Source organism: Nocardia sp. XZ_19_231 (genome assembly GCF_015355705.1).
In the GTDB taxonomy this organism is placed as follows: Bacteria; Actinomycetota; Actinomycetes; order Mycobacteriales; family Mycobacteriaceae; genus Nocardia; species Nocardia salmonicida.
The window spans coordinates 122,982-145,210 of record NZ_JACUZI010000007.1 but is presented as its reverse complement, the minus strand read 5'-3'; the positions used below and the strand labels follow the sequence as shown (position 1 = coordinate 145,210).

General features: G+C 66.9%; 24 protein-coding genes and 1 pseudogene. 17 read left to right on the top strand and 8 right to left on the bottom strand.

Annotated elements, in window-relative coordinates; all coding sequences use genetic code 11:
- Nucleotides 1–27: 27 nt before the first annotated feature.
- Nucleotides 28–2,766 (top strand): DNA polymerase I, encoded by a 2,739-nt coding sequence (gene polA / locus IBJ82_RS27630; protein WP_194828902.1) that lies wholly within the window; start codon nt 28–30, stop codon nt 2,764–2,766.
- Nucleotides 2,767–2,832: 66 nt separating this feature from the next.
- On the opposite strand, the gene IBJ82_RS27625 is transcribed toward polA, so the two are convergent.
- The gene (locus tag IBJ82_RS27625) at nt 2,833–3,171 is read right to left on the bottom strand and encodes an LGFP repeat-containing protein (RefSeq protein WP_056824593.1); all 339 of its coding nucleotides are present in this window, start codon (nt 3,169–3,171) and stop codon (nt 2,833–2,835) included.
- A gap of 170 nt (nt 3,172–3,341) precedes the next feature.
- Nucleotides 3,342–4,202: a haloalkane dehalogenase gene (locus tag IBJ82_RS27620; RefSeq protein ID WP_194828901.1), complete on the bottom strand. Its 861-nt coding sequence runs from the start codon at nt 4,200–4,202 to the stop codon at nt 3,342–3,344.
- 148 nt (nt 4,203–4,350) lie between these two features.
- Between IBJ82_RS27620 and IBJ82_RS27615 the strand changes: the two genes are divergently transcribed.
- Both IBJ82_RS27615 and IBJ82_RS27610 read left to right on the top strand, forming a co-directional pair.
- Nucleotides 4,351–5,127: an acyl-[acyl-carrier-protein] thioesterase gene (locus IBJ82_RS27615; protein WP_194828900.1), complete on the top strand. Its 777-nt coding sequence runs from the start codon at nt 4,351–4,353 to the stop codon at nt 5,125–5,127.
- Nucleotides 5,128–5,457: 330 nt separating this feature from the next.
- The gene (locus IBJ82_RS27610; protein WP_056824583.1) at nt 5,458–5,877 is read left to right on the top strand and encodes a hypothetical protein; all 420 of its coding nucleotides are present in this window, start codon (nt 5,458–5,460) and stop codon (nt 5,875–5,877) included.
- Nucleotides 5,878–5,958: 81 nt separating this feature from the next.
- On the opposite strand, the gene trxA is transcribed toward IBJ82_RS27610, so the two are convergent.
- On the bottom strand, nt 5,959–6,336 hold the full coding sequence (gene trxA, locus IBJ82_RS27605; RefSeq protein ID WP_194828899.1) for a thioredoxin: 378 nt from the start codon (nt 6,334–6,336) through the stop codon (nt 5,959–5,961).
- A gap of 196 nt (nt 6,337–6,532) precedes the next feature.
- Here trxA and IBJ82_RS27600 point away from each other — a divergent pair, with 196 nt between their 5' ends.
- The 4 genes from IBJ82_RS27600 (at nt 6,533) to IBJ82_RS27585 (ending at nt 10,363) form a co-directional block, all read left to right on the top strand.
- Nucleotides 6,533–7,612: an isocitrate/isopropylmalate family dehydrogenase gene (locus IBJ82_RS27600; protein WP_194828898.1), complete on the top strand. Its 1,080-nt coding sequence runs from the start codon at nt 6,533–6,535 to the stop codon at nt 7,610–7,612.
- Between the two features lie 126 nt (nt 7,613–7,738).
- On the top strand, nt 7,739–8,644 hold the full coding sequence (locus tag IBJ82_RS27595; protein ID WP_228537757.1) for an ABC transporter substrate-binding protein: 906 nt from the start codon (nt 7,739–7,741) through the stop codon (nt 8,642–8,644).
- Between the two features lies 1 nt (nt 8,645).
- Nucleotides 8,646–9,584: an amino acid ABC transporter permease gene (locus IBJ82_RS27590; RefSeq protein ID WP_194828897.1), complete on the top strand. Its 939-nt coding sequence runs from the start codon at nt 8,646–8,648 to the stop codon at nt 9,582–9,584.
- Between the two features lie 26 nt (nt 9,585–9,610).
- Nucleotides 9,611–10,363 (top strand): amino acid ABC transporter ATP-binding protein, encoded by a 753-nt coding sequence (locus IBJ82_RS27585; protein WP_194828993.1) that lies wholly within the window; start codon nt 9,611–9,613, stop codon nt 10,361–10,363.
- A 70-nt stretch (nt 10,364–10,433) separates the two neighbouring features.
- Here the strand turns inward: IBJ82_RS27585 and IBJ82_RS27580 are convergent, their stop codons facing one another.
- The gene (locus tag IBJ82_RS27580) at nt 10,434–11,075 is read right to left on the bottom strand and encodes a MerR family transcriptional regulator (RefSeq protein WP_194828896.1); all 642 of its coding nucleotides are present in this window, start codon (nt 11,073–11,075) and stop codon (nt 10,434–10,436) included.
- 102 nt (nt 11,076–11,177) lie between these two features.
- Here IBJ82_RS27580 and IBJ82_RS27575 point away from each other — a divergent pair, with 102 nt between their 5' ends.
- The 4 genes and pseudogenes from IBJ82_RS27575 to IBJ82_RS27565 all read left to right on the top strand — a co-directional run bounded on the left by IBJ82_RS27575 (nt 11,178) and on the right by IBJ82_RS27565 (nt 13,437).
- Nucleotides 11,178–12,125 (top strand): hypothetical protein, encoded by a 948-nt coding sequence (locus IBJ82_RS27575; protein ID WP_194828895.1) that lies wholly within the window; start codon nt 11,178–11,180, stop codon nt 12,123–12,125.
- Nucleotides 12,122–12,583: an ABA4-like family protein gene (locus IBJ82_RS27570; RefSeq protein ID WP_194828894.1), complete on the top strand. Its 462-nt coding sequence runs from the start codon at nt 12,122–12,124 to the stop codon at nt 12,581–12,583. The genes IBJ82_RS27575 and IBJ82_RS27570 overlap by 4 nt, the downstream gene beginning before the upstream one ends.
- Nucleotides 12,584–12,745: 162 nt before the next feature.
- Nucleotides 12,746–12,874, top strand: a pseudogene (locus tag IBJ82_RS34870) (LysR family transcriptional regulator); the annotation flags it as partial.
- 149 nt (nt 12,875–13,023) lie between these two features.
- The gene (locus IBJ82_RS27565) at nt 13,024–13,437 is read left to right on the top strand and encodes a LysR substrate-binding domain-containing protein (protein WP_370585506.1); all 414 of its coding nucleotides are present in this window, start codon (nt 13,024–13,026) and stop codon (nt 13,435–13,437) included.
- A 6-nt stretch (nt 13,438–13,443) separates the two neighbouring features.
- Here the strand turns inward: IBJ82_RS27565 and IBJ82_RS27560 are convergent, their stop codons facing one another.
- Nucleotides 13,444–14,991 carry an acyl-CoA carboxylase subunit beta gene (locus tag IBJ82_RS27560; RefSeq protein WP_194828992.1) on the bottom strand — a complete coding sequence of 516 codons (1,548 nt, stop codon included), beginning with the start codon at nt 14,989–14,991 and terminating at the stop codon, nt 13,444–13,446.
- 132 nt (nt 14,992–15,123) lie between these two features.
- On the opposite strand from IBJ82_RS27560, the gene IBJ82_RS27555 reads away from it, so the two are divergent.
- On the top strand, nt 15,124–15,795 hold the full coding sequence (locus tag IBJ82_RS27555; protein ID WP_194828893.1) for a pyridoxamine 5'-phosphate oxidase family protein: 672 nt from the start codon (nt 15,124–15,126) through the stop codon (nt 15,793–15,795).
- 25 nt (nt 15,796–15,820) lie between these two features.
- Here IBJ82_RS27555 and IBJ82_RS27550 read toward each other — a convergent pair whose 3' ends face one another.
- On the bottom strand, nt 15,821–16,732 hold the full coding sequence (locus IBJ82_RS27550) for a LysR family transcriptional regulator (RefSeq protein ID WP_194828892.1): 912 nt from the start codon (nt 16,730–16,732) through the stop codon (nt 15,821–15,823).
- A gap of 71 nt (nt 16,733–16,803) precedes the next feature.
- On the opposite strand from IBJ82_RS27550, the gene IBJ82_RS27545 reads away from it, so the two are divergent.
- The 3 genes from IBJ82_RS27545 (at nt 16,804) to IBJ82_RS27535 (ending at nt 19,280) form a co-directional block, all read left to right on the top strand.
- Complete coding sequence (locus IBJ82_RS27545; protein ID WP_194828891.1) at nt 16,804–18,147, top strand: FAD-binding oxidoreductase; 1,344 nt, start codon at nt 16,804–16,806, stop codon at nt 18,145–18,147.
- Nucleotides 18,148–18,213: 66 nt separating this feature from the next.
- Nucleotides 18,214–19,101 (top strand): SPFH domain-containing protein, encoded by an 888-nt coding sequence (locus tag IBJ82_RS27540; protein WP_194828890.1) that lies wholly within the window; start codon nt 18,214–18,216, stop codon nt 19,099–19,101.
- A gap of 8 nt (nt 19,102–19,109) precedes the next feature.
- On the top strand, nt 19,110–19,280 hold the full coding sequence (locus IBJ82_RS27535; protein WP_143875908.1) for a toxin-antitoxin system HicB family antitoxin: 171 nt from the start codon (nt 19,110–19,112) through the stop codon (nt 19,278–19,280).
- A gap of 20 nt (nt 19,281–19,300) precedes the next feature.
- On the opposite strand, the gene IBJ82_RS35500 is transcribed toward IBJ82_RS27535, so the two are convergent.
- Nucleotides 19,301–20,332: a helix-turn-helix transcriptional regulator gene (locus IBJ82_RS35500; RefSeq protein ID WP_194828889.1), complete on the bottom strand. Its 1,032-nt coding sequence runs from the start codon at nt 20,330–20,332 to the stop codon at nt 19,301–19,303.
- A gap of 103 nt (nt 20,333–20,435) precedes the next feature.
- Between IBJ82_RS35500 and IBJ82_RS27525 the strand changes: the two genes are divergently transcribed.
- Nucleotides 20,436–20,786 carry a hypothetical protein gene (locus tag IBJ82_RS27525; RefSeq protein WP_194828888.1) on the top strand — a complete coding sequence of 117 codons (351 nt, stop codon included), beginning with the start codon at nt 20,436–20,438 and terminating at the stop codon, nt 20,784–20,786.
- 31 nt (nt 20,787–20,817) lie between these two features.
- Entirely contained in the window at nt 20,818–21,372 is a 555-nt protein-coding gene (locus IBJ82_RS27520) for a hypothetical protein (protein WP_194828887.1), read from the top strand.
- On the opposite strand, the gene IBJ82_RS27515 is transcribed toward IBJ82_RS27520, so the two are convergent.
- Entirely contained in the window at nt 21,369–22,217 is an 849-nt protein-coding gene (locus IBJ82_RS27515; RefSeq protein WP_194828886.1) for a class I SAM-dependent methyltransferase, read from the bottom strand. The genes IBJ82_RS27520 and IBJ82_RS27515 overlap by 4 nt on opposite strands.
- Nucleotides 22,218–22,229: the final 12 nt, after the last annotated feature.

The window sequence follows — 22,229 nt, the reverse complement described above, 5'->3', positions numbered from 1 at the left end:
GTTCTGTCGGTGGGGGTGCCTAGACTCATGCGCGTGAGTTCACCGACGACTGCGCAGGCATCGACAACGACCACTGCCCCCGATGGCGAGCGGCCTACGCTGCTGCTCCTGGACGGGCATTCGATCGCCTATCGCGCGTTCTTCGCGCTACCGGCGGAGAACTTCAAGACGGTGACGGGTCAGACCACCAACGCGGTGTACGGATTCACCTCGATGCTGATCAATCTGCTGCGCGACGAGAAGCCGAGCCACGTCGCCGCGGCGTTCGACGTGTCGCGCAAGACTTTCCGCAGCGAGGCGTACCCCGAGTACAAGGCCAATCGCAGCGCCACCCCCGACGAATTCCGTGGGCAGGTCGAACTCACCAAGGACGTGCTCGGCGCGATGGGCATTCCGGTGATGGCCATCGACGGCTACGAGGCCGACGACGTGATCGCCACCCTCACCACCCAGGCGATGACCCAGGGCTACCGGGTTCTCATCGTCACCGGCGACCGCGACGCGATCCAGCTGGTCAACGACGACGTCACCGTGCTCTACCCGAAGAAGGGCGTCTCGGATCTGACCCGCTTCACCCCGGCCGAGGTGGAGACCAAGTACGGACTCACGCCCGCCCAGTACCCCGACTACGCGGCGCTGCGCGGCGACCCGAGCGACAACCTGCCCGGCATTCCCGGGGTGGGGGAGAAGACCGCCGCCAAGTGGATCCGCGAATACGGTGACCTCGCCACCCTGGTCGACCGGGTCGATCAGGTGAAGGGCAAGGTCGGCGAGTCGCTGCGCGCGAACCTGTCCAGCGTGGTGCTCAACCGCCAGCTCACCGAGATGGTGCGTGAGGTGCCGCTGCCCTACAGCCCCGATCAGCTGGCCAAGGCTCCGTGGGACCGCGACAAGATCCACCAGCTCTTCGACGACCTCGAGTTCCGGGTCCTGCGCGACCGGCTCTTCGACACCCTCGGTTCCCCCGAGCCGGAAGCCGAATCGGGTTTCGAGATCAGCGGTGGCGCCCTCGATCAGGGCGCGGTCGCCGACTGGCTGGCCGAGCATGCGAAAGCCGGTGTGCGCCACGGCCTTTCGATCGTCGGGACCGGCACGCCGGTGCACGGTGACGCGCGGGCCCTCGCCATCGCCGCCGCCGACGGCGAGGGTGGCTACATCGATCTGACCGTGCTCACCCCCGAGGACGAGACGGCCCTGGCGACGTGGCTGGCAGACCCCGAGGTACTCAAGGCCCTGCACGAGGCCAAGTCAGCCGGTCACGCCCTGCGCGGGCGCGGCTTCACCCTGGGCGGTCTCACCACCGACACCGCCCTGTCGGCCTACCTGGTGCGCCCCGGCCAGCGCAGCTTCAACCTCGACGACCTGTCCCTGCGCTATCTCAAGCGCGAACTGCGCGTCGAGACCGGCGACACCGGCCAGCTCTCCCTGCTCGACGACGAGGACACCGTCGCCGCCGATATCGCGCGCGAGGAGATGCTGCGCGCCCGCGCGGTCGCCGACCTGGCCGTGGCCCTGGATACCGAACTCGAGGCGATCGAATCGACCCCGCTGCTCACGGAGATGGAGCTGCCGCTGCTCGGTGTGCTCGGTCAGCTCGAGGAAGCGGGCATCGCGGTCGACGTCGCCCAGCTCGAAAACCTCCAGCAGCAGTTCGCCGACCGGGTCACCGAGGCGGCCAACTCCGCCTACGACGTGATCGGCAAGCAGATCAACCTCGGCTCGCCCAAGCAGCTGCAGGTGGTGCTGTTCGACGAGCTCGACATGCCCAAGACCAAGCGCACCAAGACCGGCTACACCACCGATGCCGACGCGCTGGAATCGCTGTTCGAGAAGACCGGCCACGCGTTCCTGGAACACCTGCTCGCCCACCGCGACGCGACCCGGCTCAAGGTGACCGTCGACGGCCTGCTCAAGTCGGTCTCCGACGACGGCCGCGTGCACACCACGTTCAACCAGACCATCGCCGCGACCGGTCGCCTGTCCTCGACCGAGCCGAACCTGCAGAACATCCCGATCCGCACCGACACCGGCCGCCAGATCCGCGACACGTTCGTGGTCGGCCCCGGCTTCGCCGAGCTCATGACCGCCGACTACAGCCAGATCGAGATGCGCATCATGGCGCATCTGTCCGGCGACGCCGGTCTGATCGAGGCGTTCAATTCCGGCGAGGACCTGCACACCTTCGTCGCGTCGAAGGCCTTCGATATCCCGATCGCGGAGGTGAGCCCCGAGCTGCGCCGCCGGATCAAGGCCATGTCCTACGGCCTCGCCTACGGTCTCAGTTCCTATGGCCTGAGCGCCCAGCTGAAGATCAGCACGACCGAGGCCAAAGAGCAGATGGACGTCTACTTCGATCGCTTCGGCGGCATTCGCGACTACCTGTCCGACGTCGTCGATCAGGCCCGCAAGGTCGGCTACACCCAAACCCTGTTCGGTCGCCGCCGCTACCTGCCCGACCTGGACTCCAGCAACCGCCAGCGCCGCGAATCCGCCGAGCGCATGGCGCTCAACGCCCCCATCCAGGGCACCGCCGCCGACATCATCAAGGTCGCGATGATCAACGTGCAGAACGCGATCCGCGACGCCGGACTGCGCTCGCGCATGCTCCTGCAGATCCACGACGAACTCGTCTTCGAGGTGGTCGAGGGCGAACGCGAAACGCTCGAAGCCCTTGCGCGCGAACAGATGTCAGCCGCGATCGACCTCTCGGTGCCGCTCACCGTCTCCGTCGGCACCGGACGCAGCTGGGACGCGGCCGCGCACTGAGATAGCGCAGACGCGACGATGGGCACCTACCCGCTCGGATAGGTGCCCATCGTCAGGGAACGCTGATTACGCGTTGACCGTCACCGCATCGTCGGCGATCGAGTAGCTGATCGAGCCGTTCTCGAACTGGCTGATCTTGCCGCCGTCGATGTCCTGCTCGTCGGTGGTCGGGTAGCCCAGTCGGCCGCCCGCGCCGCCTTCGGCTTCCCATGCCAGTCGGATGGCGCCGTACACGGTCTTGGCTCCGGTCGGGAGCTTGAAGTAGATGACTCCGCCGGTGAATTCCTGGAACTTGCCACCGTTGGGGGCGTCCTGCTCTGCCGAGGTCGGCTCACCCAGCGGGCTGGACGCGCCACCGGCTTCGTTGTAGTGATCGCCGATAGCCCCAGTGACTTCGAATGCCATGTCGAACAATTCCTTTCACGCAGTAACAATTGGCCTAGCGGCGGCGACGCTACAGTGCGATCGCCCGTTCCAGGCGGCGACTCGCGGGAGATTCACAATCTGGTCACACTTTATTAGCCAGAGATTCGCTCGGACTCGACGACCGGAACCGGCACGCAGTCCAGGCGGCGCTAGCGAAAACGCTGGACGATAGCTTCGGCGATCTTGCCGGGCTCGTGTTCGGGGATGAAGTGTCTGGCATCGGGCAACTCGACGACCTGGTGATCGGTGAACGTGGCGCGCATCCGTGGCAGGAACGACGCAGGGCGGAAAGCCATGTCCTTCATGCCCCAGATCAGCAGTGTCGGTGTGGTCGCGAGTCGAGCGGGCACGTCGGTGGCCAGCTGCTCGAGAAAAGGGCGGGCAGCCAGGATCTGTCCGGGCATCGCGGCGATGCCGTGCCTCGCTTCCGGCGAGGGCTGCACCGCGCGATAGTGATCGGCCTCGGCGTCGCTGATCGTGTTCCGCAGCTCACGGAGCAGAAAACGCTCGACGAGCAGGTTGTCACGCACGATCCGCCGCTGCATCGGCGCGCTGCCCATGACCCGGCTGAACACCTTCTGTGGCCACGTTTCCGTCGGCCACAACAGGGTGTTGCCGAGCACCAGCCCGCGAACCCGGTCGGTGCGATCGGCGCCCACCGCGGCACCGATCGGCCCGCCCCAGTCCTGGCCCATGATCACGAACCGGTCGAGTCCGAGATGGTCGACGAGCTCGCCGACGACAGCGGAGTGTTCGGCGATGGTGTAGCTGTAGCCCGGTGGCCGCTCGGACAGGCCGAAGCCCGGGTAATCGACTGCTACACAACGAAACCGGGCACCCAGTCGCATGATGATCTTGCGATAGAGAAAACTCCACGTGGGGCTGCCGTGACAGAACAGGATGGGGGTCCCGGAGCCCTCATCGATGTAGTGCACCCGGCCGACGGAGGAATCGAACCAGCGGGACTCGAAGGGATAGAGCGCTTGGTCCGGTGTGAAATCGATCAGCATCGCATCCATCCTGTCCGGGGGCTTCGAACCGACCTTACGGACGAAAAGTTCTGCGATTCACTGTCTTCGGTCGATGTACCGCTGAGACGCTCGCCACGCGTGCGGGGGTATCGGGGCGGGCGTGGCGAACTGTGGCAGCATCGGCCCTATGACTGCTGACGTCATCGCGACCCCGCTGCCCGACTGCCCCGATATCGAGCAGGCCTTCGCGATGTCGTGGCCGGTGCGGCTGGGTGATACCGACGGCGACGACCGGTTGCGGCTCGACGCGGTGGCGCGGTATCTGCAGGACATCGGGTTCGATCACCTCGATGCCGTCGAGGACGGCGACACCCATCAGGCGTGGATCGTGCGACGCACTGTCATCGACGTGTACGAGCCGATCGTGTTCGGCGACCGCGTCCAGCTACGTCGGTGGGCCGACGCGCTCTCGAATCGCTGGTGCGACATGCGAATTCAGCTGCGCGGGGAGAAGGGCGGACACATCGAGGCCGCGGCCTTCCTGATCCACATCGACCCTGTCGCCGGCCGACCAGCCCGGATGAGTGAGGCGTTCATGGCGCCGATGCTGGCCAGTACCACCGAGCACCGCCTCCGCTGGAAAGCGGCCCTCACCGAACTCGACGACCCGCACGTGGAGTCGGTGCCGTTCCCGCTGCGCGTCACCGATGTCGACCGGCTCGGCCACGTCAACAACGCCGTCTACTGGGAAGCGGTCGAGGAGGCGCTCGCGGCGCACCCGGACCGCCACCGGTTGCCGTATCGGGCGATCGTCGAACACGTCGGCCCGGTGATGATGGCCGACAAGGTGGTGTTGCGGACGAGCTCGCGGCCCGACAGCCTGCGCGTGCAGGTCGATGTCAATGGTTCGGCGCGGGCTCTCGCCTCGGTCGAACCCCTCTCCGGCGAGGTGCCAGGGCGCTGACCGGGCAGCGGCGGCGTTGTCCTGAGCTGCGGTGATGGTACTCACCAGTAGACACTCCGGGCGGTGAACCAGGTTGCGGTTTCGAGGCGATCGCCCTATTCTCGACTGCGTGCCGAATCCCGCCCGCTGTGCCGCGCTGCTAGTCGCTGACCGCGACCTCGCGGTCGCTGCTGCGCAGACCGCGCAGGTAGCTTCACGGCGAATTCTTCTCGTAGTAATCCGCCGTAGCGGGGTCTGATTCGGACCAGCCCCTACGCTGCGGGCTGCTTTCCATCGTTCTGCTGGTCCCACCCTGCCAACGAAGACATCTTCGGGAAGACCTCACCTGCAATGACGCTGACACTGGACCATGCCCTGTTCGACGCCGCCCCCAAGGGCCTGCGCGCCGAGCTCACCGACCTCGACCCCGCCGCTTTCCTCGACCGGTACACCCGCGCCGACGGATCCATCGCTCTTCGCGAATGGTCCTGTTCCGGAACGGATTTCACCGCCACCCTGGAATTCGCCGACCATCTGCGCACCGTCATCGCCACCGGCAGCCCCGTTGCCGTGATGACCTCCGCGCTCTACGACGAGGGCTACCCCCTCGAGATCCTGCGCTTCCATCAGCGCCCGACCACCGACGGCATCGCCACGTTCATGCACTGCGAGATCAACGGCAGGCGTGGCTGGGCGGTGGCGACAGCCGCCGACAGCGCGGAATCGACCGTGCGCGCCATGATCGCCGGCGTCAACCTGCTCGCGGGCTGACACCACACGAACACACAAGGGCCCGTTCACCGCGAAAGGTGAACGGGCCCTTTGCATTGCGTCCGAAGTACGGGCGCCGAACTACTCGGCGGGAGTGGACTCCTGCTGCTCGGCGATCTGCTTGCGCACCTCGTCCATGTCCAGGTCCTTGATCTGGGTCACCAGATCCTCGAGCGCGGCAGGCGGCAACGCGCCGGGCTGGGCGAAGACGAGCACGCCCTCGCGGAAGGCCATGATGGTCGGGATCGACTGGATGTTGGCGGCAGCGGCGAGTCCCTGCTCGGCCTCGGTATCGACCTTGCCGTAGACGACGTCGGTGTGCTTTTCCGACGAGGTCTCGTAGGTCGGCGCGAAACTGCGGCACGGACCGCACCAGGAAGCCCAGAAATCGACGAGGACCACGTCGTTTCCGGTGATGACTTCGTCGAAGTTCTGCTGGGTCAGCGTCTGGGTGGCCATGACGTCCTCTCCTTGTCGGTGTCCTCGGCTGTAACGCCGCGGCGTCCTACTATCTTCCCCCGATCGCGCGACGCTCCGGCCGTCACGGCCCGGTCGGGCAGCGAATCCGCACTACAGCGGCCAGAAATTCGGTCCCGGCCGCGTGTCAGCACGCCCACGTGGTCACCGCCGGGCGGGCGCGCGCGAAGATAGCGGAGTGAACGCGACGAAGGCGAGCCTGCGACTCGGAGTGATCGACGGCGACGGCATCGGCCCCGAGGTGGTGGCCGCGACCCGAGCGGTCGTCGATGAGGCGATCGGCGCGGCCGGGCTGGCCCCGGTGCAGTGGGTTCCGCTGGTGATCGGGCACGACGCGATCGCCGCCTACGGCAACCCGCTGCCGGAACAGACTCTGACAGCCCTCGAGGAGCTCGACGCCTGGATCCTCGGCCCCCACGACAACGCCTCCTACCCATCGGACATGCGGGTGGCACCGGGCGGCGTCATCCGCAAACGCCTCGAGCTCTACGCGAACATCCGCCCCGCCGTCGCGTTCACCGGGGTGCGCGCGATGGCGCCCGATATCGATCTGGTGATCGTTCGGGAGAACAGCGAGGGCTTCTACGCGGATCGCAACATGTTCGCCGGGTCGGGGGAGTTCCGTCCCACCGAGGACGTGGCGATGGCGGTCGCGGTGATCACGCGCCAGGCGTGCGAGCGGATCGCGCATCAGGCGCTGCGCCTGGCGCAGGGTCGGCGCAAGCGGGTCACCGTGGTGCACAAGGCCAATGTGCTGCCGATGACCACCGGCCTGTTCCGTGACGTCTGCTACGCAGTAGCCGAGCAGTATCCGGAGGTGACCGTCGACGACGAACACGTCGACGCGATGGCGGCGCACCTGGTGCGCTCACCCGCCGAGTACGACGTGATCGTCACCGAGAACCTGTTCGGCGACATCCTCTCGGACCTGGCCGGTGAGCTCAGCGGTTCCCTCGGCATGGCCGCCTCGCTCAACTGCTCCGACACGCGCGCGATGGCACAGGCGGTGCACGGCGCGGCGCCGGGTCTGGCCGGACACAATCGGGCCAATCCCGCCGCGTTGCAATTGTCGGCGGCAATGCTGTTGCGCTGGTTGGCAGTTCGTGACGACAATCGTTTTCTCCATGATGCCGCCGACCGGATTACCCGTGCCGTGGCGGCGACGTTAGCGGCCGGAATCGCGACCGCGGATCTCGGCGGCCTGGCTTCCACCAGCGAATTCACCGAACAGGTCAGGGCCCGCGTGCACCGGAGGTGAAGGGACCCCTTTCACATCGGCTGATTAATCTTCGGTTACTGTCGCACCACGCTGTGTCCGGTTCGCATACATTGCCAAACAGGCGCTGACACGTGGCCGGCGTCGACGTGAAATGTGGAGGCTCCTTTGTCTGTTCGAACTGTCCTCGGCCGTGGCGCCGTGCGGCTGGTGTGTACCGTCGCCGGCGGTGCCCTGTTGTTGACCGGCTGCGCCGAGAACACCGAGGGCGACGGCGCCTCGGTGAACAAGGTGTCGGTGGAGAAGGTCGACGCGCTCGCCGCGGCGGTCCCCGACAAAGTGAAGCAGGCAGGCAAGTTGGTCGTCGGCGTGAACGTGCCGTACCAGCCGAACGAGTACAAGGACGCGAGCGGCGAGATCGTCGGCTTCGATGTCGACCTCCTCGACGCCGTCGCGAGCACCCTCGGACTGGAGGTCGACTATGTCGAATCCTCGTTCGAGAAGATCATTCCCGCCATTCAGGCCGGGACCTATGACGTGGGTATGTCCTCGATCACCGATTCGCGCGAACGCGAACAGCAGGTCGATTTCACGACCTATTTCTCCGCGGGTATCCAGTGGGCCCAGCAAACCGGTAAAGCGATCGATCCGAACAATGCGTGCGGCAAGAAGGTCGCCGTACAGTCCACTACGGTCGAGCACACCGACGAGATTCCCGCCAAGAGCGCCAAGTGCGTCGCCGAGGGTAAGCCCGCCATCGATATGAAGGCATTCGACGAGCAGAGCGCCGCGACCAACGCATTGATGCTCGGCCAGGTCGACGCGATGTCGGCAGATTCCCCGGTGACCGCGTACGCGATCAAGCAGAGCGAAGGCAAGATCGAGGCCGCGGGCCCGCTGTTCGATTCCGCGCCCTACGGCTGGGCCGTGCAGAAGAGCTCCCCGCTGGCGGCGGCTCTGCAGAAGGCGCTGCAGCATCTGATCGACAACGGCAAGTACGGCGAGATCACCACCAACTGGGGTGTGCAGGACGGTCAGATCAAGACCTCGGTGATCAACGGTGCAGTGAGCTGACGTGACCGACGAGAAAGACACGGTGGAGGTGCCCGGACCGGGCACCGAACCCGAACCGATCAAAGCGGTCCCGCTGCGCAGGCCGGGCCGTTGGATCGCGGCGGCAATCATCCTGATCCTGGTGGGATTGTTCGTCTACGGTGCTGCCACGAATCCCGCCTACCGGTGGGACACCTACGGCAAGTACCTGTTCGACAGCCGGATCACCGCCGGCGCGATCGTCACCCTGGAACTCACCGTGCTGGCGATGGCGATCGCGGTGGGTCTGGGCACCGTCCTCGCGGTGATGCGCCTGTCGCCCAACCCGGTGCTGCGCACCGCGGCCTGGGTGTACCTGTGGATCTTCCGCGGGACCCCGGTCTATGTGCAGTTGGTGTTCTGGGGCCTGGTTCCCTCGCTCTACAAGCAAGTCGACCTGGGTGTGCCGTTCGGCCCGCAGTTCTTCCATCTCGACGTGCAGAGCCTGCAGGCCGCGTTCCTGTTCGCCGTGATCGGCCTCGGCCTCAACGAGGCCGCGTACATGGCCGAGATCGTGCGCGCGGGGATCAACTCCGTCGGCGAGGGGCAGCGCGAGGCGTCGGTGGCACTGGGCATGTCGTGGACGCAGACGATGCGCCGCACGGTGCTGCCGCAGGCCATGCGGGTGATCATCCCGCCCACCGGCAACGAGCTGATCGGCATGCTCAAGACGACCTCGCTGGTCACCGCGATTCCGTTGAGTACCGATCTGTTCGGCCGCGCCCGTGACATCTACGGCGTGAACTTCCAGCCGATCCCGCTGCTGCTCGTCTGTGCCACCTGGTACCTGGCGATCACCAGCGTGCTCATGGTCGGCCAGTACTACTTGGAACGCTATTACTCCCGTGGTGCCACCCGGCAGCTGACGGCCAAGCAGCTACAGGAACTGGCCACGGCGCAGGCGGCGGTGAAGGCGAAATGACCGAACCAGTTGTGGCAGTCCCGCCGATGGTGCTGGCTGACCGGGTGTGCAAGAACTTCGGCGCGCTGCAGGTGCTCAAGGGCATCTCGCTCGAGGTGCAGCGCGGCAAGGTGCTCACCCTGGTCGGGCCGTCCGGCTCGGGCAAGTCGACGTTCCTACGGTGCATCAATCACCTCGAGCAGGTGAACGCGGGCAGGCTCTATGTCGACGGCGATCTCGTGGGCTACCGAGAGAAGAACGGCAAGCTCTACGAGATGCATGAGCGCGACGCCGCGGTGCAGCGGCGCGATATCGGCATGGTGTTCCAGCATTTCAACCTGTTCCCGCACCGTACGGCACTGGAGAACGTGATCGAGGCGCCGATCCAGGTGCGCGGGATCCGCAAGGCCGAGGCGATCACCAGGGCCGAGGAACTGCTCGAACGGGTCGGGCTCTCGGCCAAGCGCAATGCCTATCCCGCGCAGTTGTCCGGCGGTCAGCAGCAGCGCGTCGCCATCGCGCGAGCGCTGGCGATGGATACCAAGCTGATGCTGTTCGACGAGCCGACCTCGGCACTGGACCCCGAGCTGGTCGGTGAGGTGCTCGCCGTGATGCGGGAGCTGGCCGATTCGGGCATGACCATGCTGGTGGTGACCCACGAGATGGGCTTCGCCCGCGAGGTCGCCGACGAGCTGGTGTTCATGGATGCCGGTGTGGTCGTGGAGTCGGGTCCGCCGCGTGAACTGCTGGCCAACCCACAACACGAGCGGACGCAGGCTTTCCTGTCACGTCTGCTCTGACTGTCCCGCCTCCCCGCGTATTTTGGCCGGACTATGTTCTTGCGAGATCAGTTGACCCCCTGAGGTTTTCTCAGGGGGTTTCCTGGTTCTTCAGGCGTTCCAGGGAGACCTGGGCCTGGGCGATGCGGCGGATGGCGGCCAGTGCGGTGTCGCCGAGGACGGTGAGTACGACGACCGCGTCGATGATGTCGTCGCGCCCGCCCGCGGACAGGGCGGAGGCCACGTCGTTCTCCGCGATCTCGCGGGTGCTGTCGAAATAGGTGGGCAGGGTGGTGGCGGCCCAGTCCCGGTAGCCGAGTTGGGCGAGTCGAACGATCACTCCGGTCAGGGTGTCGATGGCCTGTGGGCTGGGTTTCATGTCCCAGCCGCGCCGGTCCATCTCCGCGCGCACGGCCTCGTACGCGCGGTCCCATTCGGCGTCGTGCGCGGCAGGCACGGGTGTGGACAGACTGTCCTGCGTCACCCCGAGCACATGGAACAGGGGCATCTCGGGGGAGTCGATCGCGGCGAGGACATCGGAGACGGTGGCGACCGGTATCCCGCCCACCTCGATCAGCGCGCGGATCAGGCGCAGTCTGCGCAGGTGGTCTTCGCCGTAGCTGGCCTGGTTGGGGCTGCTGCGTTCACCTGCGGGCAGTAGGCCCTCGCGCAGGTAGTACTTGATGGTGGCCACCGCGATGCCGCTGCGTTCACTCAACTCCGAGATTCGCACTCTTACCTCCGTTGTGTTCCTACCCCTTGCCTACGTCACCCATAGCGGATAGTCTAGCTATCCATAACAGATAGTATAGCTATCTATCTCTGGGAGATTTCGATGTCAGTCCTGACCGTTCCCTCGCTGCCCCGCCCCCAAGCTCCGCTGCATCGACCGCTGATGTATTTCGCCGCCGTCAACGCCGCGCTCGTCGTGGTCGGCCTGATCGGGATGCTGGTCGACGACCGGATGATCGCCGGATCGACCGCCTGGTTCAAGCCGACCAAGTTCGCGATCTCGTTCGTTTTCTACGGCGTGGCGCTGGCTTGGTTGATGTCGTTGCGGCCCAAGCCTTCTCGGCTCGCCTCGCGGATGGCCACGGTGATCGTGGTCGCCGGGGTGATCGAACAGGCGATCATCTTCGGGCAGGTGATCCGCGGGACTCGCAGCCACTACAACACGACCACCGCCCTGGACGGCACCCTCTGGGTGATCATGGGATCCACCATCGTCATCCTGTTCCTGGCGACCCTGGTGATCGGGATCGGACTGATGCGCGCACGCCTCGGCGACGCCTCGATCACCTGGTCGATTCGTCTCGGCATCGCGATCACGCTGGTCGGGTTGGCGCTGGGAAATCTGATGCCGCAGCGGGAATCCGGCGTCGAGGGAATCGCGGGCGCACACACTGTGGGAGCGCCCGACGGTACGCCCGGCATGCCGCTGACCGGGTGGAGCACGACCAACGGAGACCTGCGCATTCCGCACTTCTTCGGCATGCACGCCCTGCAGGCGCTGCCGTTGCTCGCGGCACTGCTGGTCGTGCTGGCGCCACGGATTCCGCTGCTGCGGTCGGTGCGTGTCCGGCTCGGCCTGATCATCACCGCGTCGGCGGGTTACGCGGCGGTGCTCGCGCTGGTCACCTGGCAGGCGCTGCGTGGGCAGCCGTTGATCCACCCCGATCAGGCCACACTCACCGTCGCGGCCGCGATCGTCACCGGAGTTGTTGTCGGAAGCATGATCTCGGTCGCGAGCGCGGCCGGTACCCGAAAGGTAGTCACCGCATGAGCACGCTGTTCGACCTGTCGTTCTTCGTCACGGTGCCGTTCTGGGCATTGATGATCTTCGCCCCGACCTGGCGCTGGACCCGCACGATCATCTCCTCACCGTGGATCGTGTCGGTGCCCTTGGTGGTGTGGGCGATCGTCGCGGTGCCGGTGTTGGGCGCGATGTGGTCGCTGGTGACGTCGCCGTCATTGGCCGCCATCACCGAAGCCACTGCCGATCCGGCTGTGCTGACCGCGCTGTGGGCGCAGATCATCGCGTGGGATCTGTTCCTCGGACGCTGGGTCTACCTCGACAGTCGCGAGCGCGACGTCCATCCGCTGCTGATGGGCCCGCTGCTGGTCGGCACGATCCTGTTGTCGCCCATCGCCTTCCCGATCTATCTGCTCGTCCGTGAGGTCGCACGGCGCTCGCGGCCGGGGAGTTCTACTGCGCCCCAGGCGGATCCCATCAGCGCCTAGCCGTGACGCGGCCCTGTCATCGGCGGTATCGAGGGGTTCGTCGTCGCCTCCGGTCTAGGCGGCGGTCGGGGTCAGCCTTCGTCGAAAGTCGTGGCGCGGGAGACCTTTTCCCAGGCGAGTACGTCGTCGCGGATGGCGTCGAGGTTGTGATAACCAGGAGATATGGATGTCCACGGACGCGACCTGCGATACTTCGTCGCGGTGGCCGACCACCTGAGCTTCACCGCTGCCGCCGAGGCGCTCTACCTCTCGCAGCCCGCGCTCAGCAAACAGATCCGCAGACTCGAAAGTCAGCTCGGGGCCGAGCTTTTCGCCCGTGACTCCCGCTCGGTCGCCCTCACTTCGGTCGGCGCGGCACTGTTGCCGCACGCGACGCGCCTGCTCGCGGCCTGGGAAACGGCCGAGGCCGCGGTATCGACAGCGATCGCTACCACTGGCTGGTGGTCGCGACCGAACCCAGGCTCGTCGCGCTCCCGCAGTCGCACCGCCTCGCCGCGCACGACCGGATCGACTTCGCCGACCTGCTCGACGAGCCGTTCCTCGCGTTGCCGAGCTCGGCGGGACCCCTGCGCGATTATTGGCTCGCCGTGGACGAACGCGGCGGACGACCAGCGGTGATAGGCGCGGAAGTGTCGAGCACCGAGGAGACCTACGAGGCCCTCGTGAACGCCGATGGCGTGGTGCTGCTCGCCACCGGCAACGCCCCGCTGGTCGCCCACGACGGTGTGGTGACCAGGCCCGTCACCGGCGTCAGCCCCTGCGAAATCGCCCTGGCCTGGCGCCGCGACGACAACCGTCCACTGGTTCGCGGCTACGTGGAAGCGTGCGCGCAGGCCACCGCGACCGCACGGTGAGGGACGCTACAACGGCATCAGGCGATGTTTGCGCGGCGCCTGCTCGATGTGCTTGTCACCGAGCAGGCGCAACGCTTTACGGATTTCCAGGCGGGTGCTCGACGGCTCGATGACCGCGTCGATATAGCCGCGTTCGGCGGCGATCCACGGGGTGGCGACGGCGGCGTTGTAGAAGTCGACCATCTGCTGACGCACAGCGGGCCGGTCGGCCTCGGGAACGGCGGCGAGCTGCTTGCGCTGGGTCAAGCCCACCGCGGCCTCGGCGCCCATCACGGCGATCCGTGCGGTCGGCCACGCGAGGTTGATGTCGCCACCGAGTTGCTTGCACCCCATCACCGCGTAGCCGCCGCCGTAGGCCTTGCGGACCACGACGGTGACGATCGGAACGGTCGCCTCGACCACCGCGTAGAAGAACCGGCCGCCGCGTTTGATGACGCCGATCTTCTCCTCCTCGACTCCGGGCAGCACTCCCGGTGTATCGACCACGAACACCAGCGGAATGTCGAACGCGTCGCAGAGGCGGATGAAGTGCGCGGCCTTGTCCGACCCGCGCGCATCGATCGCGCCGCTGGCCACCAGCGGCTGATTGGCGACGACACCGACGCTGCGCCCGTCGACCCGCGCGAATCCGGTGATCAGGTTGCGAGCGGCGCCGTCGCCGATCTCGTGGAACTCCCCGTCGTCGAAGATCCGGAGCAGCACCTCGTACATGTCGTAACCCCTGCGATCGGAATCCGGTATCAGCGCGTCGAGTTCGCGATCGGAGTCGGTGATCTCCGGTTCCAGACCGGGATTGACCAGCGGCGCCCGTTCGTAGCAGTTCGACGGCATGAAGCTCAAATAGGTGCGCGCCCATTCGAATGCGGCCTTCTCGTCCGCCGCCACATGGTGAATATTGCCGTTGTTCGCCTGGTTGAACGCGCCGCCGAGCTCGTCGAGGGTCACTTCCTCGCCGGTGGTCTCGCGAATGATCTCGGGACCGGTCACGAACATGTACGCCGACTCGGTCGCGATCAGCACATCGGTATTGATCGGCGAATACACCGCGCCGGCAGCACATTTGCCCAGCATCACCGACACCTGCGGCACCACCCCGGACAGCCGGGTCTGCCGCCTGCTCATCTCCGCGTACCAGGCCAGCGAGGTGACCGCGTCCTGTACCCGCGCACCGCCGGAGTCGTTGATCGCCACGAACGGGCACGCGATATCGGCCGCCAGATCCATCGCCATCGCGACCTTGCGCCCGAACATCTCACCCACCGATCCGCCGAACACGGTCTGGTCGTGGGCGATCACCACCACCGGTCGCCCGTCGATCCTGCCGTGTCCGGTGACAACACCGTCACCGTAGAGACCGTCGGCCGCGCCCGGCTGTTTCACCAGCGCGCCGATTTCGGTGAAACTGCCTCGGTCGAGAAGTATGTCGATGCGTTCGCGTGGACCGGGTATTCCTTTCGCCGCACGCTTGGCGATTCCCGCATCCCCCGCGGGTTCCCGCGCCGCCGTCAGATTGACCCGCAGCTCTTGCAGTTTCGCAGCAGTAGTCGACTCCACCACGCACGCCCTTCCTCGTCCTGGTCGAGCTTTCCTTCATCGGTTAGCCAAAGCGTAGCGCTGACACCCGCGCCGACATCAGCGGCACGGCGGACCGATCCTTGACGAATCACGAGTCGTACCGTGGGTGGGGTGAACAAGCCGACCCGATACGGAGCCATCGCCTTCTCCGCGGCCACCGCGCGCCGCCAGCACAGCGGTGGTGGTTTCACCGTCCACGGCAGGCGGATGGCCGACGGCGCCGACATCGGCGAGCCCGAAGAACTGGAGCCGCAAGTGGCGGGCCTGATCCGGGCGGCCGACTCGTTCTACCTCGCGACCGTCACCGGCTCCGGCTGGCCCTACATCCAACATCGCGGTGGTCCAACGGGTTTCGTCCACGTGCTCGACGCCGCGACCATCGCGTGGGCCGAATACTCGGGTAACAACCAGTTCGTCACACTGGGCAATCTCGACGCCGACGATCGGGTCGCTCTGTTCTTCGTCGACTACCCGACCCGCACCAGGGTCAAGATCTTCGGCCGTGCCGAGGTCGTCGAACGCGCCGACGATCCCCAGCTCCTCGACCGACTCCTGACCACGTCGGCGGGTCCGATCGACATGCGCTCGGACCGGGCGTTCGTGGTGCGGATCGAAGCGTTCGACCGCAACTGCACCAAGAACATCACTCCCCGTTACCGCACCGAGTGGATCCAGGACTACGCACGCGCAGGCCGCGCTCCACTCGAAGCCGAAATCGACCGTCTCCGACACCGCAACGCCGAGCTCGAAGCCGAAATCGCCCGCCTGAAGTCCGCTCACTGACCGGCCGCGCCGATCGGTCGACGGCTCAGGCGTGACCACCGAAGGCGATGCGTAACTGCCCGAGCAGCACCTTCGCCGCCGGGCTGGGTGGGGGATCGGTGCGCCAGGCCAGGGCCAGTCGGCCGTGGATGGTGGGGTCGACGATGTCGAGGGATCGGACGCCGAAGGCGTCGGCTTCGGCACGGGTGAGGGCAGGAACGATGGCGGTTCCCAGCCCGCGCGCGGCGAGTTCGAGGAGTAGCGGGGGAGCGGCGGCCTCGAAGGCGATGTTCGGAGTGAAATCGGCGGCGGCACAGGAGCGTTCGAAGACGCCGCGCAGGCCGGTGCCCCGGGTGAGGCAGATGAGGCGGTGATCGGCGAGGGCTCTCAAGGCGATACAGCCCGCTGATTCGGCGGGGTCGACGGGTGCGTCGCGAGCGACGGCGGCGACGAGTGCGGTCTGCAGGATCACGTGCAGGCCGATGCTGGAATCTGTTGGAGCGCCGGTCAATCCGGTCAGCGCGATATCGAGCTCACCGTGCTCGACGGCGGCGAGCATCCGTTCGGCGGTGTCCTCGGTGAGGCTGATCCCGACCTGCGGATGGTCTTGGTGGAAATCGGCGAGCACCCCCGCCACATCGAAGACCTCCGACGCCGCCCCGGAGATCATGCCGACCCGGACCTGCCCGCGGAGCAAGCCCGTGAACTCTCCGACCGTATCTCCGATCCGATCTACGGCGGCCAGGGCGGCGCGCGCGTGCTCGAGCACGGCGGCCCCGACGTCGGTCAGCGTCACGGTGCGGGCGCCGCGGTCGAGCAGGCGCTGTCCGAGTTCGCGTTCGAGTTGCCGGATCTGGGTGCTGAGGCCGGGCTGGGTCAAGTGCAGCCGCTCGGCGGCCCTGGTGAACCCGCCTTCGTCGACGATCGTCACGAAGTAGCGCAGCTGCCGCAGTTCCATAACTGTCGATTATAGGTAGGAGAAGAACTATCTCTTGTACTTATTCTTCCGAGCGGCGCAGAGTCGAAGACATGACCGATATCGCAACGAACTTCGCTGGTCCCGTATTCACGCCGGACGACCCCGGGTACGCCGAGGAGATCGCCGGCTTCCAAACCGCCTACACGCACCGTCCGGCGTTCGTGGTCGGCGCGGTGCACGGCCAGGACGTGCGTGCCGCGGTGGAATTCGCCGCACGGCGCGGGCTGGCGGTCGCTGTGCAAGCGACCGGACACGGCTTGTCCGTCGCTGCCGACGGTGGGGTGCTCATCACAACCGGACGCATGGACAGCATCACCATCGACCCGCAGGCCCGGACTGCCCGCATCGGTGCGGGGGTACGCGCGGGAGCGTTGGTCGAGGCGGCCGCTCGGTACGGGCTGGCGCCCTTGAACGGGTCGTCACCGTCGGTGGGCGTCGTCGGGTATGTGCTCGGCGGTGGGCTCGGATTGCTGGCGCGCGAATTCGGCTATGCCGCAGATCATGTGCGCCACATCGAGCTCGTGACCGCCGACGGCAGGGTGCGCTCGCTCGGCCCGGACGACGAATTGTTCGGGGCGGTACTGGGTTCGGGTGGGAACTTCGGTGTGGTGACCGGGCTCGAACTCGACCTCGTCCCCGTCGCCGAAATCTACGGTGGTCAGCTGGTGTTCGATGCGCCACTCGTCGATGCGGCGTTGGCGGCATGGCGGGAATGGACCGCGACCGTGCCGAGTGCGCTGACCTCCACGATCGCGGTGGTGACCTATCCCGACATCCCGCCCGTGCCGGAATCGTTGCGGGGCCGCCACGTAGCCTCGATCCGGGTCGCCTTCGACGGGTCGGGCGAGGAAGGTGAGCGGTGGGTCGCGCCGTTGCGGCAGATCGGACCTCGTCTGCACGAGGACCTGCGCACGATGCCCTACGCCGAATCGCACACCATCCACAGCGATCCGCCCTTCCCTCACGCCTACGCCGCGACCAACGCGCTGCTCTCGGAGCTGACACCGCAGGGCCTGTCCGCGCTGCGCGCGTTGACCGCGCCGGGCGGCCGGGTCGACGCGGTGATCGACATCCGCCACCTCGGCGGCGCACTCCAGCACGGTGGCCCGGCGTCGATCGATCATCGGAATGCCGAATACATCGTGCGGGTGATCACCGGACCTGGTGCGGGCGACGCCGCGCCCGAAGGGCTGGCCGCCGTCCGAGAAGCGTTGGCGCCGTGGACGATCGGACACAGCCTCGCGTTCCTCTACGGTGCGGGCGGTGCGGCGGACGCGGCCCAGACCGCGGCCGGGTACTCCCCGGACACCTACCGCTGGCTGGCGGCGGCGAAAGCGAAATACGACGCGCGGAACATGTTTCGGGCCAACCGCAACATCGTCCCCAGTTCGTAGCGCCCCTTGCCCGTCCTCCCGATATCTACTATCTTAGTGATATCACTCAGATATCGGGAGGATGTCATGGAGCTGCGGTCCGCATTCCGCGCCAACGGATTCGTCGTCGTGCTGGGGTGGCTGGTGTTCACCCTGTTGTTCGGTGGCGCTGCCGTTCTCGCGTTTATCGCCGCCACCCAACACAACGGTGGCGCACTGGCCTGGACCGGCGCGGTCGCCGCCGTCGTCGCGATCCTGGTCGTCTGGTTGCTCGCCACCGGGCTGATCATCGTCAACCCCAACGAGGCCAAGGTCGTCACCTTCTTCGGCCGCTACATCGGCTCGGTCAGTGACCCGGGGTTCTTCTCGGTGGTTCCGCTCACCGACCGCAAATCCATCTCACTGCGGGTGCGCAACTTCGAAACCCAGAAGCTCAAGGTCAACGACGCCGACGGCAACCCCGTCGAGATCGCGGCCGTCGTCGTCTACAAAGTGGTCGACAGTTTCAAGGCCGCCTTCGCCGTCGACGACTACGAGGAATACGTCGAGACCCAGTCCGAGGCCGCCGTGCGTCACCTCGCCACCACCCATCCCTACGACGCCCACGACGACTCCCGCACCAGCCTGCGTGACGGCGCCGAGGTCGCCGAGGAACTGACCGTCGAGTTGCGCGAGCGCACCCTCACCGCGGGCATCGAGGTCATCGAGGCTCGCATCACCCATCTCGCCTACGCCCCGGAGATCGCCCAGGCCATGCTCGTTCGCCAGCAGGCCGCCCAGGTCGTCGCGGCCCGCACCCAGATCGTCGAGGGCGCCGTCGGCATGGTCGCCCTCGCGCTCGATCGCCTCGCCGAACAGGGCACCGTCGAACTCGACGAGGAGCGCAAGGCCAACATGGTCTCCAACCTGCTCGTCGTCCTGTGCGGCGACCGCGCCACCCAGCCGGTGGTCAACGCCGGATCCCTCTACTCCTGAGCCGCCCGATGACCCAGCCGAAGAAGGACCCCAAAAAGATCCTGCTGCGGCTCGACCCGGCCGTCCACGAGGCAATCGCCAAGTGGGCGGCCGACGACCTGCGCAGCATCAACTCCCAAATCGAATACGCCCTCCGCCTCGCCCTCGACCAGGCAGGCCGAAAGCCCAAGCGGGACTAGAGGATCGATCGCACCGCAGATCAGCCGACCCCGAGGACGCGAGACAGGAGGCGTTGGCGGGTTCGGGTGTCGGATTTGGCGAGGATGGCTTTGACGTGGTCGTTGATCGTGTGTTCGGACAGGAACAACTCCGTGGCCAGCTCGTGGGAATCCAGGCCGGTCGCCAAGAGGGTCAGGACCTGGGATTCGCGGGCGGAGAGGCCGTGGGCTCGGGCGAACAGGTCGAGGCGTTCGGTAGCGGTGCTCGGTTCCATGGCCACGGCGATATCGGTGCCGATGCGGTCGGCTTTCACGGTGAGCCAGCGATTGCCACCCAGGTGGACGCGTGAGGTGGCGGGGCCGAGGGGTGTGGCTGCCTCGATGGCGAGGAGGGCGGCGGCCGCGTTGTAGACCGAGGCGGGGACAGGCGGCATCGGTTCGTCCGGGGGGAGTAGCCGGAGCAGGGAATCCGCGGCGGCCGCTGTTCGGGCGCGCACTCGCAGGGTGTTGTCGAGGAGTACGACCGCGGGGCCGAGGGGTGGCAGGCGGGCGTCGGATTCGACGAACGTGGCCCCGACGGTACGACGCAGGCCGACGGTGACTGTGGATGTCAGCGTGCTCAGTGCATCGAGTTCTGCTGTGGCGAAGGGGGATTCGGTGTAGCGGAGCAGTTCGAGAAAGCCCCAGCAGCCATAGCGGTCGGCGAAAGTGATGGTGGCGGAGTCGGTGACGCCGAGATCGCGCTGAGCGGTGCGCCACAGCAGGGACCGGTTCGGGTCGCCGTCGGTCGCGCCGAGCAAAGAGTGGGCGCCGGTGCCGCGCACAGTGTCCCAGCGATTGAGCGGGGTGAGGTAGCGGGCGCGGATCAAGTCCGGCAAGAGCTCGAAGTCGAGGCCGGGGACATCGGCGAGCGGCGCCGTCGCGACCGCGGTGACGGGATCGGTGAGCGCGAAGACATGACCGGCGAACGGGATCGTCGCGCGGATCTCGACCAGGACGAGTTCACGCAGTCGTTTGGCGGAGTGATCGGCGCGGCACAGACGGCCGATCCGGTCGGCCAAGGTACTCGGCACATGTCCAGCCTACGGCGGAATACCCCCAGGATCAGGGATGTTCCGGCGCTTCGGACCGGCCGATGATCGAGGTATCCCATTCGGCACGACAACGGAGGCCATCATGACCGTCACCTTGCACATCGACAACACCGTTCGCGACTACGACGACTGGAAGGCCGCGTTCGACCAGTACGAGCGGTTCCGCGCCGACAACGGAGTGCGCGGCTATCGCGTCGGCCGTGTCGAGGGCACGCCACAGCGGGTGCTCATCGATCTCGACTTCGACGACCGGACAGCCGCCGAGGCGTTTCGCATCGCGTTGGCGTCCGTACTCGCCACCCCGCGCAGCCGCGCGATGGTGATCGGTCACCACGCCTGGCTCGTCGACTTGGTCGAAGAGCGCGATTGTCCCCTGATCGACGCGCCGAGCGCCGCACGGGGACAACCGAAGTCGACAGCGCCGGTAAATTGATCCGGTGCCCATCTCGTTCGACATTCCTGGAATGCAACAGTTGGACGACACGACCTGGGGGAATCCGGCCACTCGTGACGTCGTCGCGCTGAACTATGTCAACGGCGTGCCCGACCTGCCCGCTCGACTCGAGGACCTGAAGCGGTTACGCAGGCGGCTGGCCGAGCACCACGCGCGGACCGGCTGCCTGATCGAGGCGTTCGTGGTGTGGGTCGACCAGTTGCCCGCCCTGTTGCGGGTGGAGAAGACGCAGCTGGGGGGTCCGCGCGGTGAACTCGTCTTCGCGGCGTCGATCGTGGTGCCCAAGGACCGGTGCTCGGCGGTGTTCCAGGTCATCTGCCCCGAGACCGGTGTGCCCGGTGCGCGCGAGACCTCGATCGGGCGGCAAGTGCGGCGCGACGAGATGTGCCCGCCCCACCCGTACGCGCCCGGCCTGCGCGGGCGGTTGCCCTATCTACTGTCCGACGACGTCCGCTTCGATGTGGAGTTCCCCGACCACGCCCTGACCAGGGCGCGCCGCTGGGTCGCCGACACGGTGCCGAGCGTGCGCGTCGACCCGTCCTTCGCCGCGCTCCCGGAGTTCTAGGGCTTCTCGGCGATGAAGATGGCGGTGCCGGGGAAGATCTGCCCGCGCAGCGGCGACCACTGACCCCATTCGCGGTCGAGCCATTCCGGCCAGTCCGGTTCCACGATGTCGACCAGGTGCAGGCCCGCGCCGACGATCTCGCGGACCCGGTCGCCGATCGTGCGATGGTGCTCGGCGTAGGTCGGTACACCGTCCCCGTCGACCTCTACATAAGGAGTGCGGTCGAAATAGGGGATCGTGGCGGTGAGACCTGCCTGACCCGGGTCGTCGGGGAAGATCCAGCGCATCGGATGGTTCACCGAGAAAACCCAGCGCCCGCCCGGCCGCAACACCCGCGCCACCTCACGCATCACCAGCGCCGAATCGGCGACGAACGGCACGCCGCCGAATGCCGAGCAGGCCAGATCGAACGACGCGTCGGCGAAGGGCAGCGCTTCGGCCCCGGCCTGAACGAGCGGCACCCGCGGTCCGCCCTGGTCCATCGCGGCCACGCCACGCTCCAGCATCCCCATCGACACATCGAGCCCGACCGGGAACGCGCCGTGGCCCGCCAGCCATCGCGAGCACGGCGCCGAACCGCAGCCGATCTCCAGGATCGTCTTGCCGGTCACGTCACCGAGGAAGCCCATGTCACCCTCGTGCAGGCCCTCCGGGCACCACACGAACTCGCCGCCGGGGGAGTCGACGCCGAGGAAGTCGGCGTGGGTCTGGTGGTACTGCTCGGCGTCGGCGTCCCACCAGCGGCGATTCGCGCGCTCGCTGTCGCGCGAGTCGATCTTGGTTCGAGTGGTTGCTGAAATACCGAGTAGCGCGTTGGCCTGCGCGTGGCGTTCGTCGTCGGACACGCCGAACAGGGT